Genomic DNA, 16,654 nt, shown 5'->3' with positions numbered 1-16,654 from the left:
GGCTCGGGGCCGGAGCGGGCGCCCCGTGCTCCCCGTGTTCCCCGGGCCCTCAGCCCTCAGCCTCAGCCGCCGATCTGCGCCGAAGGGCTCGTGCCCGGCGGAGGCGGGGACGTGGGCGCCGTCACCGACGGGGCCGGCGACGGCGCCGGGCTCTCCCCGTCGCCGGTCTGCGGGATCTGGGTGAAGGACGGCTTGGGACTGCCCGGCGTGGCCGGGCAGTCGTCGCCCCTGCCCCTGCCCTTGGCCGTCGCGTCCGCGCAGGTCCGCGGCCCGCCCCCGCCGGGCGGGCCGTCACTGCCCGGCGAGCGGCCGGGCCGGGGCTCCTCGCGCTCGCCGTCGGCCGCGGGCACCGAGACGGTGCGGGTCGCGGTGACCAGGACCGTGGAGGGCGTCATCACCGGCGTGGTCCGCGGCCTGCCGCCCGGCGGGCGGGCGGCGCGGGAGGCGGGGTCCGCGGTGCGCTCCTGGACCGGGATCACCACCGGCACCCGGCCGGGGGTGCCGGAGCCGTCCTCGACACCGCCTCCTCCGCCCCCTCCGCCCCCTCCGCTCCCGGCGGCGACCACCGTGACGGCCGCCATGGAGACCGTGGCCAGCGCCGCGAAGCTCGCCTGCGACAGGTGCGCGCTCCGGCGCGGCGCCCGGCGGGAACCCCTGGTGGGGGCCGAGGGCTCCCGGACCGGTCCGGCGGAGGCGGGGACGTGGGCGCCGTCTGCGGACGGGTGGGAGACGCGCCGTGGGCGGCCGTCCCCGGTCAGGTGGGACAGATGCCATGGGCGGCCGTCTCCGGTCAGGTGGGACGGGGGGTGCGCCCGCCCGCCCTCGGGCGGGTGGCGCACCGGCGTCCAGATCTCCGCCAGCACCTCGGCCACCGCCACGCGGAGGTCCCGCGGAGCGCCCACGCCGCCCGCCGCGAGCAGCGCGCCGAGCAGATCGGCGGCCCGGGGCCGGTGCGCGGGGTCCTTGGCCAGGCACGCCTCGACGGCCGGGCGCAGCAGCGCGGGCACCGAGGCGGCGCGCGGCGGCTCGACCATGATGCGCCGGGCCACCGCGTCGGGCTCGCCGGCGCCGAAGGGGTGGTGACCGGTGGCCGCGTAGGCGATCAGGCAGCCCCAGGCGAAGACGTCGGAGGCCGGCAGCGCGGAGCCGCCGACGAGCCGTTCGGGGGCCACCCAGCCGGGGCTGCCCATGACCTGCCCGGCCTGTGTGTGCGTGGCGAGGGCGCCGACGTCCCTGGCGATACCGAAGTCGATCACACGGGGCCCGGTGTCCGACAGCAGCACGTTTCCGGGTTTGAGGTCGCGGTGGACCAGCCCCGCCTCGTGCACCGCCACCAGCGCGGCGGCCACCCCGAGGGCGGCGCCGTAGGCCAGGTCCGGGGTGAGCGGGCCCTGCTCGGACACCACCTGGGACAACGCCGGCCCGGGGATGTATTCGGAGACCAGGTAGGGGCGGCCCCGGTCGGTGCCGTCCTCGACCACGGCGGCGGTGCAGAAGGGGACCACTCGCCGGGAGAATTCCACTTCCTCCGCGAAACGGGCACGGAGCGTGGGATCGTGGAGATGCACCGGATGCGGCGTCTTGAGGGCTACCACCCCGCCCTGCGGGTGTTCGGCCAGATAGACCACGCCCATGCCCCCCACGCCGAGGCGGCCGAGCAGGAGGTAACGGCCGATGATGACCGGGTCCCCGACGGTCAACGGCCGCACACCGGGCGGCATGCCGTTCATGGGGCCAGTTCCGCCACGTGCCATCCTGGATGAGCCTCTCATGTACGCGCTACGGCAAGCACACTGTGGCGGCATCCGAGAGGGCTTCGCTCCCGACCTGTCACAAGGGATATGACAGGTAAGGCGAATCATCCCTCGGGGTAAGTCACCGGTGATGTCCCGGATGCGTGCTGAGGCCCGCTGTGACGGCGTGACCGGGGTGGGGCACGCCCGTCAGGCCGCGGCGGAGCCGGACTCGGGCCGCACGGACGTGTCGCGGTCGGCGGCGGGGCCGGAGCGCGGGGGAAGGTCCTGAACGGCGAGATCGGGTCCGGCGGGGGCCTGAATCGGGAGGTTCTGAACCGGGAGGTCCTGAACGGCGGCGACCTGAACGGCGAGATCGGGTCCGGTGAGGTCCTGAACCGGGAGGTCCTGAACCGGGAGGTTCTGAACCGGGAGGTTCTGAACCGGGAGGTTCTGAACGGCGGCGACCTGAACGGCGAGATCGGGTCCGGCGAGGTCCTGAACCGGGAGGTCCTGAACCGGGAGGTTCTGAACGGCGGTGAGGAAGCGGGCGATGTGCCGGAAGACCTGGCGGGCCTCGGGGACGAGGTCGGCGAGGATGGCGAAGACGTGGGGCATGCGGCGCCACTCCTCGTAGGTGACCGGGACCCCGTGCGCGCGGGCCCGCTCGGCTACCCGGCGCCCCTCGTCGCGGAGGACCTCGGTGGAGCCGGTGACGATCATCAGCGGCGGCAGGCCGGTGTAGTCGCCGAAGACCGGGGAGACCAAGGGGTCGCGAGGGTCGAGGCGGGCGGTCCAGCGGCGGGCGAGCCAGCCGACCCGGCCCGCCGGGATCATCGGGTCGAGCAGGCGGTTGACCCGGCGGGGCACGTCGGTGAGGTCGGCCCACGGCGACAGGCAGACCGCGGCCGAGGGCAGCGGCAGCCCCCTGTCACGCAGGGCCAGCAGCGTGGCCAGGGTGAGGTGGCCGCCGGCGGAGTCACCGGCGAACAGGACCTGCGCCGGGTCGTAGCCCCACTCCAGCAGGCACAGGTAGGCCGCTGTCGCGTCTTCGAGCGACTCGGCCGGCGTGTGGACCGGGCCCTGACGGTAGTCGACGGCCAGCACCGGGCACCGGGCGGCGGCCGACAGACGCCAGGTGATCGGCCGGTGCGTGGCCGGGGAGCAGAGGAAGTAGCCGCCGCCGTGGAAGTACAGCACCACCCTGCTCTCGTCGAGCCCCTCCCTCAGGTCCCCGTCAGTCCCGCTCCTTCCGTCAGTCCCGCTCCTCCCGTCAGCCCCGCTCCGCTTCCTGGCGCCCCCGCCGGAGCCGTCCCCCAGCCCGTGCCCTCCGCCGGAGCCGCTCCGCTGCCCGTTCCTCCCGTCAGCCCCGCTCCGCTGCCCGGCGCCGTCGCGGGAGCCGGCCCCTGGGGCGCCGCTCCCGTCGAGCCAGGGGGCTCCGCCCCCGTCGGCCCCGGACCGGCCGCTCCCGCCGGACTCGGGGCCGCCGCCGGGCAGCCGTCCGGCGCGGATCCACTCGCCGGAGCACGGCCCGATCTCCTCCTGCACCACGCTCACGTGGGCGGGCAGGGGGAGCGGCACCCTGCCCGCCAGCGCGACGAGGCGGGAGGCCGCCACGAAGCCGGCGTCGGTTCTCAGCAGCAGGCCGGAGATCGGTTTGAGCGTGCCGCGCAGGACCGTGTTGAGGGCTGCGGCCTGCCAGCTCACGGGGTAGCCGGGGCAGACGTCCACGTCGATCTCATCGCGCATGCGGGCCTCCGACAAGGAGGATTCCCGCAGAATATCCTTCTATTCCAGCGGTAACCGTATCGTGTCGATCACGGCCACATGCCGACCCGGACCGCGCCCCCGCCGCCCGCAGTCCGCGGCCCCAGGCCGGACCGCCCGCCACCGGTAAATACGTTGCCGCCGTCGAGGGCGCCGAGGAAGATAGGAGGGTTGCCCTGACGCCCATGAGGAGGCCGCCTTCCTGCTCTATGTGCGCATCGCCGGATACGGCTTCCGCCGCCACTCCGCCTACCGCGCCGCCGCCTTCGCCGGAGCCTTCACCAACACCGTGTTCGGGATCCTCCGGGCCTACGTCCTCATCGCCCTCTGGGAGGCCCGTCCGGGACTCGCCGGATACGACGTCGCCGACGCCGTCACGTTCTGCTTCCTCAGCCAGGCGTTCATCGGCCCCATGCAGGTCTTCGGCGGCGGGCTGGAGATCGCCGGGCGGGTCCGCACCGGCGACATCGCCGTCGACCTCATCCGGCCGGCGTCCCTGCAGATGTGGAGCCTCGCCGACGACCTCGGCCGGGCGGCCCACCTGTTCCTGCTGCGCAGCCTGCCGCCCACCGTCGTCGGGGCCGCGCTGTTCGGGCTCGTCACCCCGGCCGACCCGGCGACCTGGCTGTTCTTCGCCTTCTCCTGCACGCTCGGGGTGGTCGTCAGCTTCGGCTGGCGCTATCTGATGGCGCTGTCCACCTGCTGGATCGTCGACGACCGGGGCCCCCAGTCGCTGTCGCTGGTGATGACCTTCTTCTTCAGCGGCATGGTCCTGCCGCTGAACCTGTTCCCCGGCTGGCTCGGCACCCTGGCCGGCGCGCTGCCCTGGTCGGCGATGGTCCAGGTCCCCGCCGACGTCTACCTCGGCAAGCGGGACGTCCTGGAGGCCCTGGCGTTCCAGGCCGCCTGGGCGGTGGCGCTGCTGGCCCTGGGCGCCCTGGTCACCCGGGCCGCCCGGCACAAGGTCGTGATCCAGGGTGGGTGACGACGTGACCACCGCGGGACACCGGACAGGCGTGACCACCGCGGGACACCGGACAGGCGTGACCACCGCGGGACACCGGACAGGCGTGACCACCGCAGGATGTCGCACAGGCATGACCGCCGCGGGAGACGGGACAGGAGGGAGCGCCTGATGGTCAGGACCTATCTGCTGCTGGCCTGGACCTGGCTGAGGGCCTCGGCTCAGTACCCTGGACCGCTGATCATGATGGTGGCCGGCTCGTTCGCCGTCAACGCGCTGGACGTCCTGGCGATCTGGGTGATCTTCGAGCACACCGGGACGCTGGCCGGCTTCGGCCTGGCCGAGGTGATGCTCCTGTACGGGACCGCGGGCCTGTCGTTCGCGCTGAGCGACATGCTCTTCGGCAACGTCGACCGGCTCAGCCAGCACATCAGGGCCGGCACCTTCGACACCATGCTGATCCGTCCGGCCAGCCCGTTCGTCCAGATAGCCGTCGACCGCTTCAGCGTGCACCGCTTCGGCAGGATCGCCCAGGCCCTGGTCGCGCTCGGCATCGCCCTGTCCCGGCTCGACATCCCCTGGAGCAGGGCGTGGATGATCCCGGTGATGATCGTGTGCGGGGTGGTCATCTTCGCCTCGATCTTCGCCCTCGGCGGCGCGCTGCAGTTCCTGCTGACCGACGCTCCCGAGGTGGCCAACGCCTTCACCTACGGCGGCAGCACGCTCACCCAGTATCCGCTGAGCGTCTACGGCGAGGAGCTCGTCAGGGGCGTCACCTTCGTCATACCGCTGGCGTTCGTCAACTGGCAGCCCGGACTGTTCGTGCTGGACCGGCAGGACCCCTTCGGCCTGCCGCCCGGCCTGCGCTTCGCCGCGCCCCTGGCGGCCCTGGTGCTCGCCGCCGCCGCCGCGCTCGCCTGGCGGGCGGGCATCCGCCGCTACCGCTCAACGGGGAGTTGATCACATGATCGAAGTCGACCGGGTCGGCCGCTCGTTCACCGTGGGCCGCCGCCGCACGCGCACGACCGTGCACGCCGTACAGGATCTGTCCTTCACCGTCGAGGCCGGGGAGTTCGTCGGCTATCTCGGCCCCAACGGCGCGGGCAAGTCCACCACCATCAAGATGCTCACCGGCATCCTCGCCCCCACCTCCGGCCGCATCCAGGTGGCCGGACTCGACCCGGCGCGCCGCCGTACGGCTCTCGCCCGCAAGATCGGTGTGGTCTTCGGCCAGCGGACGACACTCTGGTGGGACCTGCCGCTGAAGGACAGCTTCGAGTTGATCCGCCACCTTTACAAAGTAGATCGAGTTGACTTCCGCCGCAGGCTGGACGAGCTGACCGGCCTGCTCGGCCTCGCCGAGTTCGTCGACACGCCGGTCCGCCAGCTCAGCCTCGGCCAGCGCATGCGGGGCGACATCACCGCCGCCCTCCTCCACTCCCCCGCCGTGCTGGTGCTCGACGAGCCCACGATCGGCCTCGACGTGGTCAGCAAGGCCGCCATGCGCGAGTTCCTGCGCCGCCTCAACGCCGACCACGGCACCACGGTCCTGCTCACCACCCACGACCTGGGCGACATCGAGAAGCTCTGCCGCCGCGTGATGCTCATCGACCACGGCCGTCTGACCTTCGACGGCACCCTCGACGACCTGCGCGCCACCGCCCCCGAGGAGGACTCCATCGAGGACGTGGTCGCCCGCCTCTACACCGGCTGACCGGCCGGACCGCCCGCCGCCCGGACGTCGTGCAGGTCACGGGCCGACATCACCGCGTTGACGTTGCGCTCGGCCCAGTCGGTGACGGCCCGCAGCGGCTCCTGGAGCGACTGGCCGAGCTCGGTCAGTGTGTATTCCACCCGGGGCGGGACCTCGGCGAAGACCCTCCGGGTCAGCAGGCCGTCGCGCTCCATCGCCCGCAGCGTCTGCGTCAGGACCTTCGGCGTGACGCCGCCGATCGTGTCGCGCAGCTCGGTGAACCGGCGCGGCCCCTCGTGCAGGCTCAGCACCACCAGCACCGACCACTTGTCGCCGATGCGGTCGAGCACCACCCGGGTGGGGCAGGACGGGTCGAAGGAGTCTCCGTTCAGCATGGTTTCCAATGTATATCAATAGCACTTTGAAGTAACCAGTATCCAATGGATACGGTCAAGCCGACAGCACGTTTCAGGAGGTCGAAGATGAGAATTCTGCTGATCGGCGCCAGTGGCATGATCGGGAGCCGGGTCGCCGCGGAGGCTCGCGCCCGAGGCCACGAGGTCACCGGCGTCACCCGCAGCGGCACGGCGGGGACGGCGGTCGCCGACGCCTCGGACCCGGCCGCGATGGCCCGGCTCGCCGCCGGTCACGACGCGGTCGTGTCGGCCATCGCCCCGCCGCGGGACGGCTCCGAGCCTTCCGGCCCGCTGCTGGCGGCCGTCCGCGGCCTGCTCGGAGGGCTCCGCGAGGCGGGCGTGCGCCGCCTGGTGATGGTCGGCGGCGCGGGCAGCCTGGAGGTGGCGCCGGGCGCGCGGCTCGTCGACAGCCCGGACTTCCCCGAGATCTACCGGAACGAGGCCCTGGCCCTGGCCCAGGCGCTGGAGCTGCTCCGGGCCGAGGCCGGGGACCTGGACTGGACCTACATCTCCCCGGCCATCGTCATCGAGCCCGGCGAGCGCACCGGGAAGTTCCGGCTGGGCGGTGACCAGGTGCTCGTCGACGACCGGGGCGACAGCTTCATCTCCGCCGAGGACTACGCCGTCGCCCTGGTCGACGAACTGGAGAACAGCCAGGCCGTCAGGCGCCGGATCACCGTCGCCCGCTAGCGCGGCGGCCGCGCCACGCCCCTCGCGCGTCGCCAGGACGGCACCCGCCGGATCGAAGGACGGCGCCTCGATGCGCATGCGGCCGGGCGCGGGCTCCGGCGCGTGCGGTCGGTACAGTGCTGGTGAGCCGGCGCATGCCGGTCGCCACGCTCGGAGACACCGCCCGGCCCGCCGCGGTCGCATCGAGAGGATCCCCGTGACTGAGCCCGTCCGCTCCTGGCCACACCTGCTCGCGGCGCTCCTGCGCGGGCACGACCTCGACGCGGACGACACCCGATGGGCCATGCGGCAGGTCATGGACGACGCGGCCGGCCCCGTCCAGCTCGCCGGGTTCCTGGTCGCCCTGCGGGCCAAGGGTGAGAGCACCGCGGAGCTCCGCGGAATGCTCGACGCCCTCATGGAACGGGTCGTGCCCCTCCCGGTCGACGGCGCGGACGTCGTCGACATCGTCGGTACCGGCGGCGACGGCGCCCACACCGTGAACGTGAGCACCATGGCGGCGATCGTCGTCGCCGCCGCCGGCGCCCCGGTCGTCAAGAACGGCGGCCGATCGGTGTCCAGCAAGGCCGGTTCCGCCGACGTCCTCGAAGCCCTGGGCCTGCCGCTCGATCTCACGCCCGACGGCATCGCCCGGTGCCTGCACGAGGTCGGCATCGGCTTCACCTTCGCCCCGCGCTTCCACCACGGCCTGCGTCACGCCCTCCCGGTGCGCAAGGCGCTCGGCGTCCCCACCGCCATCAACTACCTGGCGCCGCTGACCAATCCCGCCGGTCCCCGCGCCGCCCTCGTCGGCTGCTCCAACCCCGCCCTCGCCCCGGTCCTGGCGGGTGTGCTCGCCGAACGGGGCGTCAGCGCCCTGGTCGTGCGCGGGGCGGACGGCCTCGACGAGATCACCACCGCCGCGCCCACCGACGTCTGGATCGCCGGCAACGGCGGCGTCCGGCAGGAGACGCTGGACACCGCCGACTTCGGACTCGCGCGCAGCGCGCCGGACGCGCTCCGCGGCGGTGACGCCGCCTACAACGCCTCGGTCGTCCACCGGGTCCTGGCCGGCGAGCCGGGCGCCGCCCGCGACGCCGTCCTCGCCAACGCGGCCGGAGCCCTCGCCGCCCACCGCGATCTCGGCGGAGGTCTCCGCGACGCCTTCGCGACCGGTCTGCAGGAAGCGCGCCACGCCGTCGACAGCGGCAACGCCATCGCCACCCTCGACAACTGGCTGAAGCTCGCCTCGTCCCTGGCCGGCGGCGCTGACGGACCATGACCGGCCGCGGGCGCATCCTCGGAAGGGGCTCCCGAGCGGTAAACGCGCTCCGTACTGTATGCGTCACATCTGGTGTATGCGACATCTGTCGCAAGGGAGCGCGCCGGACACGGAAGGGAACCCATGCTGCCATTAAGCGGTGTGACCCAGCAGGAGCCGTTCACCCACCCCCATCTCCCCCAGCCGCCACTCCGCACGACGCTGCACCGGATGGTACGGCGGGCCTACGGCCGGGTCCGGGCAGCGGACCTGGGCGCGCTACGGGTCGCGCTGGGCAGCACCGGCGTGGACAACTACGCCCGGACCGCGGCCCCGCTGGACTACACGACCACGGCGGCCGACGACACGCTGGAGAAGCTGATCGCGGTCTTCGAGGACAAGACCCCGTACGTCATGCAGGCGGGAGCCCGGCAGAACCAACCGCCGAACGGCAACGGCCAGACGGTGCTGAAGACCATGGTGGACGAGGTGGTCACCGTTCACACCCAGGTCGCGGCCGGCAACGCCGACGGGCACATCATCGCCGTCTTCGGCCTGCCGGACAACACCAGGGTGCCGGAGATCAGGAAGGTGTTCACCGAAGCCGCCGAAGGGCTGCAGAGGCTCCACGACAACCGGCTGATCCTGCTGGACCGCCGCGGCGACCTGGCCATCCAGGGTGCCGGCGCGACGTCCTCGCCCAGGTCGATGACCGTTCCCGACGCGTTCGCGGACGCCCGTACCAACGATCGGGTCCGCACCCTGATGCACGAGTCCTTCCACGTCGCCCGCGCGGAGATCACGGATCACGTCTACTTCGGCGTGCCGGGCTTCGCGACGGCCGACTGGGGGACCATGAGCACCAACGCCGACCACTACGCCGAGGTGGCCAGGCGCCACGCGGGCCTGAACCTGCCCGTGCCCGCGCCGCTCGCCGTGCTCGGCCCGCCGGCCGGCCCGGCCCTGACGCTTCCGCAGGAGGCCAAGGTGCGCCAGGCGGTGGCGGAGGCGCAGGAGCGGCTCACCCGGGGCTGGGCCCGGTCGTTGTGGGTGTGGCAGAACATGGGATACGTGCAGCGCTACCAGAACTCCTACGTGTGGCTGGGTGCCGCGCCGACCGAGCTGCTGCTCCGGCAGCTCATGCTGGAGTCGCAGCAGACCTCGATGACCCTGCACCACGGGACCGGCGGCCGCGCCACCACTCGGGTCGACGTCCCGCCGGTGCTCCCCTCCGTCACCGCGTACGATCTCGCGGTGATGGAGGAGGTCCTGGCCGACCTGCACCAGCTGGTGGGCTGGGGCCGCGGGCAGAACACCGTGCAGGTGCTGTCGGCCGGGGCGGCCCTGCCCGCGGCGCACGCGGCCTACCTGTGGGCCGCGGACGTGACGAACGCGGCGACGCCCATGACCAACCTCGCCGACCAGCTCGTCAGTCAGGCGACGCAGTCACTGGCCGATCCCTGGCTGCCGACCCCCGCCGCGCTCAAGACCCTCGTGGACGGCATGCGCGTCCGCTACGGGCAGCTCTAGCGGGTCCGGCCGGCGATCGCTCCGGTGGCGGGCCGCATCACCGGTCATGGACTCCAGACCATCGTCCGCCGGTGAAGCCGCTCGCCACCGTGCCTGAGGCCGGGGACCAGCGGGGTCGGGCCATGGCCGGTGAAGCCCATGCGTTCGAAGAACCGCACCGCACGGGTGTTCTCGACCAAGGTCTGCAGGTGGCACCCGGGGGATCCGGCCCGTCCGAGCCGATCGAACCATCGGTTCATCAGCTCGCCGGCGGCGCCGGGATCACGGGGGCCGCCGGCTACGGCGAGGTGCTCGCCCCCGGACACACCCCGTCCTGTCGGCCATGATGCGCTCCGGGCCGCTGAAGCGGTCCGAGGGCTGGACGGAGGACGCCGACTTCCGGTCCGGCCTCGACCTCCTGCTCGACGGCATCGAGGCGCTGATCGCCCGGCGCGCGTCTCAGCAGGGCGGATGAACGCCTCCACCCCGCGCCGCGGCGGGCCCCGCTACGGCAGGTCCCGCGTAGCGCCCGCCGCCGCCGTGGCCCGGCGCGTCTCAGCCATGGCGATATCGGGTGAAATTCATAGATGACCACAAGACGGAAGGTAGGTTAGCCTAACTTTATCTTTGCCTCCGGCGGGTGACCGCAGTCACAGGGAGAGCCGAACGATGATCGACCCCTTCCGCATCTTCCATGTACGGGTGAGCAGGCTGGCCCGGCTCAGCCCATCCTTCCTGCGCGTGACCTTCACCGGGGACGACCTCCACCTTTTCGCCGACAACGGGCTGGATCAGCGCATCAAGCTCATCCTGCCGCTGCCCGGCCTCGGACTTACCCCGCTGCCGACCGGCTCCGACTGGTACACCCGCTGGCGCGAGCTCCCCGACGAGTCGCGCAACCCCGTGCGCACCTACACCGCCAGGGCGGTCCGGCCCGATCTGCGCGAGGTCGACGTCGACGTCGTCGTCCACGAGCTGCACGACGACTCCGGCCCCGTCGCCCGCTGGGCCCGCGACGTACGGCCCGGCGACGAGGCCGCGCTGTTCGGCCCCGACGCCCGGCACGACGGCGAGCACGGCGGGCTGGAGTTCCGCCTGCCCGCCGGGGACGGCCCCGTGCTGCTGGCCGGCGACGAGACCGCCGTGCCGGCGATCACCGCGATCCTGGAGCGCATCCCCCGCCACCGCGCGGGCGAGGCGCTGCTGGAGGTGCCGCACGGGGCCGACGTCATGGACGTCGACGCGCCGAGTGGGCTGACCGTCACCTGGCTGCCGCGCGACGGCTCCGGCCACGGCAGCCGGCTGGTGCCCGCCGTACGGGCCGCCGCCGGCCGGCTGCTGCCCTCGCTGCCCTCTCCCCGGCAGTTCACGGACGTGGACGTCGACGTGGAGGAGCTGTGGGAGGTGCCGGAGGAGGAGACGCCGGCGCCGCAGCGGATGTACGCGTGGCTGGCCGGCGAGGCGGCCGTCATCAGGACGCTCCGCCGCCATCTGGTCGCCGAGCGCGGGCTGGACCGGCAGTCGGTGGCGTTCATGGGTTACTGGCGGATGGGCCGCTCCGAGCAGCACTGACCGCACCCCGGGGCCGGTCCGGGCGAGGTCCTCCGGAACGGCGGGCGGCGCGGCGGCTCCCGGATGTCGCGACGTGCCCGGCAGGCCGGCGGCGCCCCGACGGCGGCACGCGGACCCGCGACGCGGCCTCGGCGGAGGCTGGTCCGTGACCATAAACATAGGCTAGCCTTACCTAAGTTTCATGGTCGGCTGTTCCAGAGGGGTGCGGGTGGGCATGACGGGTCCGTCGGGGCGGGACGTGCTGAGGCGCGCGGTCAAGGGGCAGCGGCGGGACGTCGCGCTCGGCTCCCTCCTTGGGGCCGGGCACCAGGCCGGGGAGGCGCTGGTCCCGGTCCTGATCGGCGTCGTGATCGACCAGGCCGTCGCCAGGGACGACGCGGGCGCGCTGCTGCGCTGGCTCGCGATCCTGGCCGTGGTCTACGTGGGACTGTCGTTCAGCTTCCGCTTCGGCGCCCGCGCCGGGGAACGGGCCGCCGAGCAGGCCGGTCACACGCTACGCGTCGAGCTCGTACGGCGCGTGCTGGACCCCGGCGGCGGGGCCGAGAACGGCCGGCTGCCCGGCGCCTTGACCACCATCGCGACCGAGGACGCCAAACGGGTCGGCGCCGTGAACATGGCGCTGATGTTCGGGATATCGGCGTCCGCGGGGCTGCTGGTGGGCACCGTGGTGCTGCTGCGGACCTCGGTGCCCCTCGGCCTGACGGTGCTGCTGGGGACACCGGTGCTGCTGTGGCTCGGTCACCTGCTGAGCAAGCCGCTGGAGCATCGCAGCGAGGCCGAGCAGGAACGGGCCGCACACGCCTCGGGCGTCGCCGCCGACCTGGTGGCCGGGTTGCGGGTGCTCAAGGGCATCGGCGCGGAGTCCGCGGCGGTCGCCCGCTACCGGCGCACCAGCCGCCGCTCGCTTGCGGCCACCCTGCGGGCGGCCCGGGCGCAGTCCCTGCAGAGCGGCATGGTGCTCGCCCTGACCGGGGGGTTCATCGCCGTCGTGGCGCTGGTCGGCGGGCGGCTCGCCGCCCAGGGCGACATCAGCCTGGGCCAGCTCGTGTCGGCGGTCGGGCTCGCGCTGTTCCTGCTCGGGCCGCTGGAGACGTTCTCCTGGGTGAACGCCGAGTTCGCCCAGGGCCGGGCGTCGGCGGCGCGCATCGCCGGCGTCCTGGCCACGCCACCGGCCGTCACGGCCGGCGGCGGGCGGCTGCGGCAGCCCGTACGGGGCCAGGTGCGGCTGCGCGGCGTCAGCCACGGCGGGCTGCGAGAGGTCGACCTGGACGTCGCCCCCGGCGAGCTGATCGGCGTGGCCGCGACCGATCCGGCGGACGCGACGGCCCTGCTGCGCTGCCTGAGCCGGCAGGCCGACCCCGACGCCGGGGTGGTCGAGCTGGACGGCGTGCCGATGCGCGACCTGGACCCGGCCGACATCCGCATGGCGGTGCTGGTCGCCGAGCATGACGCGGACCTGTTCGAGGGCACCCTGCGCGAGAACGTCACCGCCGCGCCCGGATCGGCCGATCCGGAGCGGGCGATGGCGGCCGCCGGGGCCGACGAGGTCGCCCGGACGCTGCCGGAGGGCCTCGACACGGCGGTGAGCGAGCGCGGGCGCTCGCTGTCCGGCGGGCAGCGCCAGCGTGTCGCCCTCGCCCGCGCCCTGGCCGCCGACCGGCCTGTGCTGGTCGTCCACGACCCGACCACCGCGGTCGACGCGGTCACCGAGAGCCGTGTCGCCACCGGCATCCGCGAGATCCGCCGGGGCCGTACGACGATCCTGGTCACCACCAGCCCCGCGCTGCTCGCGGTCGCCGACCGGGTGGCGCTGCTCGACGGCGGCCGGGTCGTCGACACGGCCCCGCACGCCGACCTGGTGCGGCGCCACGCCGCCTACCGGACGGCGGTGCTGGCATGACCGGCGGACCCGGCACAGGAAGGCAGGGACGATGACCGCGGCGGAGGAGCACCGGATGCCGGAGCCGGCCGGGACCGGCACACCACAGACGGCGCCCGGCCCGCGGCCGGCGCCCGACCGGCGCACGGACGCGCGGCAACCGGACCCGGAGCGGGCGGACCCGGGGCAGGCGGACCCGGGGCGGGGGCCGGAGGGGGGCCGGGAACTGCTGCCCACCGCGTCCCCGGCCCGGACCCGCGCCGCCGTCCGCGGGCTCCTGCGCCCGCACCGTGGGCTGGCGCTCGGCGGGTTCGCCGTGATGGTCGCGGCGACCGCCGTCGGGCTGCTCACCCAGCCGCTGCTGGGGCACATCGTGGATCTGGTCGCCGACCGGCGGCCGGCCGGGGCGCTCACGTGGCCGGCGGCGCTCCTGGTGCTCGTCGCGCTCACGCAGGGAGCCGCCACCGCGCTCGGGCTGTCGCTCATCTCGCGGCTGGGAGAGACCGCGCTCGCGGAACTCCGCGAGCGGTTCGTCGACCGGGCGCTGCGGCTGCCCCTGGAGCAGGTGGAGCGGGCCGGCTCGGGCGACCTCACCGCCCGGGTCACCGGTGACGTCTCGCAGGTGTCGGAGGCGATCCGGACCGCCCTGCCCGAGCTGGCCCGTTCGCTGCTGGCCATCGTGCTGACCCTGGGGGCGCTGGCCGTGCTCGACTGGCGGTTCCTGCTCGCGGCCCTGCTCGCGGTGCCGGTCCAGGCGCACACCGCGCGCTGGTACGTGCGCAACGCCGTGCCGCTCTACGCCCGGCAGCGCATCGCCACCGGAGCCCGGCAGCAGCAGTTGCTGGACGCCATCGGCGGCGCCGCCACCGTACGGGCGTTCCGGCTGGAGGCCGAGCACACCGAGCGGGTCGCCCGGCGGTCCTGGTCGGCGGTGGAGCTGACGATGCGCGGAGTACGGCTGGTGCTGCGGTTCTACAGCCGCCTGCACCTGGCCGAGTACACCGGGCTGGCGGCGGTCCTGGTGGTCGGGTTCCTCATGGTGCGCGGCGGTTCCGCCTCCATCGGCACCGCGACGGCGGCGGCACTCTACTTCCACAGCCTGTTCGGGCCGGTCAACTCCGCTCTCGTGCTGCTCGACGACGCCCAGTCCGCCGGCGCGAGCCTGGCCAGGCTGGTCGGGGTCGCCGACCGGCCGGAGCGGGAGGAGCCGGAGACACCCGGCGGGCACCCCCGGGAGGAGCGGGAGGAGCCGGGGACGCCGAGCGGGCGGTCCCGGGAGGAGCGCGGCGCCCCGCCGGGCTGGGCGGTGGCGGTGCGCGGCCTGGGGCACGCGTACGGAACCGGGCGGCCCGTGCTGCACGATGTGGACCTCACCCTCCGGCCCGGCGAGCGCGTCGCCCTGGTCGGCGCCAGCGGCGCCGGCAAGACCACGCTCGCCAAGCTCATCGCCGGCATCCACCGCCCGACCGCCGGCTCCGTACGGCTGGCCGCCGGGCGGCCCGGCGGCGGCCCCGCGGTGGCCCTGGTCACCCAGGAGGTGCACGTCTTCGCCGGGCCGCTCGCCGACGACCTGCGGCTGGCCCGGCCCGGCGCCACCGACGACGACCTGCGCGCGGCACTCGTCCGCGTGGACGCGCTGGCCTGGGCCGAGGCGCTGCCCGAGGGCCTGCGGACGGTCGTGGGGGAAGGCGGCCACCGCCTCACCGCCGCGCAGGTCCAGCAGCTCGCCCTCGCCCGGCTGGTCCTGGCGGACCTGCCGATCGCCGTGCTCGACGAGGCGACGGCCGAGGCCGGCAGCGCCGGGGCCCGGACCCTGGAGAGGGCCACGGAGCGGGCCGTCGAGGGCCGCACCGCCCTGGTCGTCGCCCACCGCCTCACCCAGGCCGCGACCGCCGACCGCGTCGTCGTCATGGACGGCGGCCGGATCGTGGAGAGCGGCGGGCACGACGAGCTGCGCGCCGCCGGCGGGCGGTACGCCGCGCTCTGGGAGGCATGGTCGGACATCCGTGTCACCGCCGGCCACCGCCCCGCCGCGCACGACGGATCCACCCCTGACAGAGATGAACCGACGGACATGAAGGACCGCTGATGTCTCACTCCCCGAGGGGCGCCCGGCTCGCCGCGGCGCTCGCCTCCGCACTGCTGCTGCTCGGCGCCGTCGCCGCGTGCGGCTCCGGCCCCGCCCCCGGCCCGAGCTCCGCCGCCGCCGATCCCGCCGCCACCGCGCCGAAGGGCGGCGCCTTCCCGGTGACGATCGAGCACAAGTTCGGCAGCACCACCGTCGCCTCGGAGCCCAAGCGGATCGTCACGGTCGGCCTGACCGACCAGGACGCCGTGCTGGCCCTCGGCAAGGTCCCGGTCGGCACCACCGACTGGCTCGGCGGCTACGCCGGCGCCATCGGCCCCTGGGCCACCGGCAGGCTGGGCGGCGCCGCCGCGCCGACCATGCTGACCGACACCGGTACCGGCCCGCAGGTGGAGAAGATCGCCGCGCTCGCGCCGGACCTGATCATCGCCCTGTACTCGGGTCTCACCAAGGAGCAGTACGAGACCCTGTCGAAGTTCGCCCCGGTCGTGGCCCAGCCGAAGGCGTACAACGACTACGGCGTGCCCTGGCAGGAGCAGACCCGGACCATCGGCAGGGCGCTGGGCAAGGAGGCCGAGAGCGGCAAGCTCGTCGAGGACGTCGAGGCCCGGTTCACGGCCGCGAAGAAGGAGCATCCGGAGTTCGCGGGGGCCGGCGTCGTGGTGGCCACGCCGTACGAGGGGTTCTTCGTCTTCGGCAGCCAGGACTCGCGCTCGCGCACCCTCACCTCGCTCGGCTTCACGCTGCCGGCCGATCTCGACAAGGTCATCGGCGACAAGTTCGGCGCCGGCATCAGCAAGGAGCGCAGCGACCTGCTCGACCAGGACGCGATCGTGTGGACCGTGCCCGACGTCGCCAAGGACCCGGCCGCGCTCCACAAGGACAACGTCTACAAGGATCTGAAGGTGGCCAGGCAGAGCCGCGAGGTCTTCATCGGTGAGAGCACCGACTACGGCAAGGCCTTCTCCTTCGTCACGGTGCTGAGCCTGCCGTACGTCCTGGACCGGCTCGTCCCGCAGCTCGCGGCGGCCGTCGACGGCGACACCGCGACGCAGGTGGAGCAGCCGGCCTCCTGAGCGGGGGCACGGCGTGAGAGGGGGCCGGG

General features: G+C 74.0%; 15 protein-coding genes. 11 read left to right on the top strand and 4 right to left on the bottom strand.

Annotated elements, in window-relative coordinates:
- Positions 1 to 62: 62 nt before the first annotated feature.
- Positions 63 to 1,730: a serine/threonine-protein kinase gene (locus tag J2S55_RS08135; RefSeq protein ID WP_306858434.1), complete on the bottom strand. Its 1,668-nt coding sequence runs from the start codon at positions 1,728 to 1,730 to the stop codon at positions 63 to 65.
- 213 nt (positions 1,731 to 1,943) lie between these two features.
- Positions 1,944 to 3,482, bottom strand: coding sequence for an alpha/beta hydrolase (locus J2S55_RS08130; RefSeq protein ID WP_306858433.1), 1,539 nt, complete (start codon positions 3,480 to 3,482; stop codon positions 1,944 to 1,946).
- Positions 3,483 to 3,711: 229 nt separating this feature from the next.
- Between J2S55_RS08130 and J2S55_RS08125 the strand changes: the two genes are divergently transcribed.
- The 3 genes from J2S55_RS08125 (at position 3,712) to J2S55_RS08115 (ending at position 6,178) form a co-directional block, all read left to right on the top strand.
- The gene (locus tag J2S55_RS08125) at positions 3,712 to 4,485 is read left to right on the top strand and encodes an ABC transporter permease (RefSeq protein ID WP_306858432.1); all 774 of its coding nucleotides are present in this window, start codon (positions 3,712 to 3,714) and stop codon (positions 4,483 to 4,485) included.
- A gap of 150 nt (positions 4,486 to 4,635) precedes the next feature.
- Complete coding sequence (locus J2S55_RS08120) at positions 4,636 to 5,424, top strand: ABC transporter permease (RefSeq protein ID WP_306858430.1); 789 nt, start codon at positions 4,636 to 4,638, stop codon at positions 5,422 to 5,424.
- A gap of 4 nt (positions 5,425 to 5,428) precedes the next feature.
- Positions 5,429 to 6,178 (top strand): ABC transporter ATP-binding protein, encoded by a 750-nt coding sequence (locus tag J2S55_RS08115; RefSeq protein ID WP_306858429.1) that lies wholly within the window; start codon positions 5,429 to 5,431, stop codon positions 6,176 to 6,178.
- On the opposite strand, the gene J2S55_RS08110 is transcribed toward J2S55_RS08115, so the two are convergent.
- A complete protein-coding gene (locus J2S55_RS08110; protein ID WP_306858427.1) occupies positions 6,166 to 6,552 on the bottom strand; it encodes a winged helix-turn-helix transcriptional regulator in 387 nt (128 codons plus the stop codon). The genes J2S55_RS08115 and J2S55_RS08110 overlap by 13 nt on opposite strands.
- A gap of 87 nt (positions 6,553 to 6,639) precedes the next feature.
- Between J2S55_RS08110 and J2S55_RS08105 the strand changes: the two genes are divergently transcribed.
- The 3 genes from J2S55_RS08105 (at position 6,640) to J2S55_RS08095 (ending at position 10,033) form a co-directional block, all read left to right on the top strand.
- Entirely contained in the window at positions 6,640 to 7,263 is a 624-nt protein-coding gene (locus J2S55_RS08105) for an NAD(P)-dependent oxidoreductase (protein WP_306858426.1), read from the top strand.
- A 196-nt stretch (positions 7,264 to 7,459) separates the two neighbouring features.
- The gene (gene trpD / locus J2S55_RS08100; RefSeq protein ID WP_306858425.1) at positions 7,460 to 8,524 is read left to right on the top strand and encodes an anthranilate phosphoribosyltransferase; all 1,065 of its coding nucleotides are present in this window, start codon (positions 7,460 to 7,462) and stop codon (positions 8,522 to 8,524) included.
- 141 nt (positions 8,525 to 8,665) lie between these two features.
- Positions 8,666 to 10,033, top strand: coding sequence for a hypothetical protein (locus J2S55_RS08095; RefSeq protein ID WP_306858424.1), 1,368 nt, complete (start codon positions 8,666 to 8,668; stop codon positions 10,031 to 10,033).
- 44 nt (positions 10,034 to 10,077) lie between these two features.
- Here J2S55_RS08095 and J2S55_RS08090 read toward each other — a convergent pair whose 3' ends face one another.
- Positions 10,078 to 10,338 (bottom strand): N-acetyltransferase, encoded by a 261-nt coding sequence (locus tag J2S55_RS08090; RefSeq protein WP_306858422.1) that lies wholly within the window; start codon positions 10,336 to 10,338, stop codon positions 10,078 to 10,080.
- A 17-nt stretch (positions 10,339 to 10,355) separates the two neighbouring features.
- Here J2S55_RS08090 and J2S55_RS08085 point away from each other — a divergent pair, with 17 nt between their 5' ends.
- The 5 genes from J2S55_RS08085 (at position 10,356) to J2S55_RS08065 (ending at position 16,625) form a co-directional block, all read left to right on the top strand.
- Complete coding sequence (locus J2S55_RS08085; protein WP_306858421.1) at positions 10,356 to 10,487, top strand: hypothetical protein; 132 nt, start codon at positions 10,356 to 10,358, stop codon at positions 10,485 to 10,487.
- 194 nt (positions 10,488 to 10,681) lie between these two features.
- Entirely contained in the window at positions 10,682 to 11,584 is a 903-nt protein-coding gene (locus J2S55_RS08080) for a siderophore-interacting protein (protein WP_306858419.1), read from the top strand.
- 214 nt (positions 11,585 to 11,798) lie between these two features.
- The gene (locus tag J2S55_RS08075) at positions 11,799 to 13,484 is read left to right on the top strand and encodes an ABC transporter ATP-binding protein (protein ID WP_306858418.1); all 1,686 of its coding nucleotides are present in this window, start codon (positions 11,799 to 11,801) and stop codon (positions 13,482 to 13,484) included.
- A gap of 31 nt (positions 13,485 to 13,515) precedes the next feature.
- Positions 13,516 to 15,552 carry an ABC transporter ATP-binding protein gene (locus tag J2S55_RS08070; protein WP_306858417.1) on the top strand — a complete coding sequence of 679 codons (2,037 nt, stop codon included), beginning with the start codon at positions 13,516 to 13,518 and terminating at the stop codon, positions 15,550 to 15,552.
- The gene (locus J2S55_RS08065; protein ID WP_306858415.1) at positions 15,552 to 16,625 is read left to right on the top strand and encodes an iron-siderophore ABC transporter substrate-binding protein; all 1,074 of its coding nucleotides are present in this window, start codon (positions 15,552 to 15,554) and stop codon (positions 16,623 to 16,625) included. The genes J2S55_RS08070 and J2S55_RS08065 overlap by 1 nt, the downstream gene beginning before the upstream one ends.
- Positions 16,626 to 16,654: the final 29 nt, after the last annotated feature.

The organism is Streptosporangium brasiliense, from assembly GCF_030811595.1.
In the GTDB taxonomy this organism is placed as follows: Bacteria; Actinomycetota; Actinomycetes; order Streptosporangiales; family Streptosporangiaceae; genus Streptosporangium; species Streptosporangium brasiliense.
This window is presented reverse-complemented; position numbering and strand designations above follow the sequence as displayed.

What these genes read in the sequence shown, in the direction of transcription:
- J2S55_RS08110 (WP_306858427.1), bottom strand. Translation starts at nt 6,552, where the DNA reads ATGCTGAACGGAGACTCCTTCGACCCGTCCTGCCCCACCCGGGTGGTG.
- J2S55_RS08080 (WP_306858419.1), top strand. Translation starts at nt 10,682, where the DNA reads ATGATCGACCCCTTCCGCATCTTCCATGTACGGGTGAGCAGGCTGGCC.
- J2S55_RS08075 (WP_306858418.1), top strand. Translation starts at nt 11,799, where the DNA reads ATGACGGGTCCGTCGGGGCGGGACGTGCTGAGGCGCGCGGTCAAGGGG.
- J2S55_RS08135 (WP_306858434.1), bottom strand. Translation starts at nt 1,730, where the DNA reads ATGAACGGCATGCCGCCCGGTGTGCGGCCGTTGACCGTCGGGGACCCG.
- J2S55_RS08065 (WP_306858415.1), top strand. Translation starts at nt 15,552, where the DNA reads ATGTCTCACTCCCCGAGGGGCGCCCGGCTCGCCGCGGCGCTCGCCTCC.
- J2S55_RS08130 (WP_306858433.1), bottom strand. Translation starts at nt 3,482, where the DNA reads ATGCGCGATGAGATCGACGTGGACGTCTGCCCCGGCTACCCCGTGAGC.
- J2S55_RS08120 (WP_306858430.1), top strand. Translation starts at nt 4,636, where the DNA reads ATGGTCAGGACCTATCTGCTGCTGGCCTGGACCTGGCTGAGGGCCTCG.
- J2S55_RS08115 (WP_306858429.1), top strand. Translation starts at nt 5,429, where the DNA reads ATGATCGAAGTCGACCGGGTCGGCCGCTCGTTCACCGTGGGCCGCCGC.
- J2S55_RS08085 (WP_306858421.1), top strand. Translation starts at nt 10,356, where the DNA reads ATGATGCGCTCCGGGCCGCTGAAGCGGTCCGAGGGCTGGACGGAGGAC.
- J2S55_RS08105 (WP_306858426.1), top strand. Translation starts at nt 6,640, where the DNA reads ATGAGAATTCTGCTGATCGGCGCCAGTGGCATGATCGGGAGCCGGGTC.
- J2S55_RS08070 (WP_306858417.1), top strand. Translation starts at nt 13,516, where the DNA reads ATGACCGCGGCGGAGGAGCACCGGATGCCGGAGCCGGCCGGGACCGGC.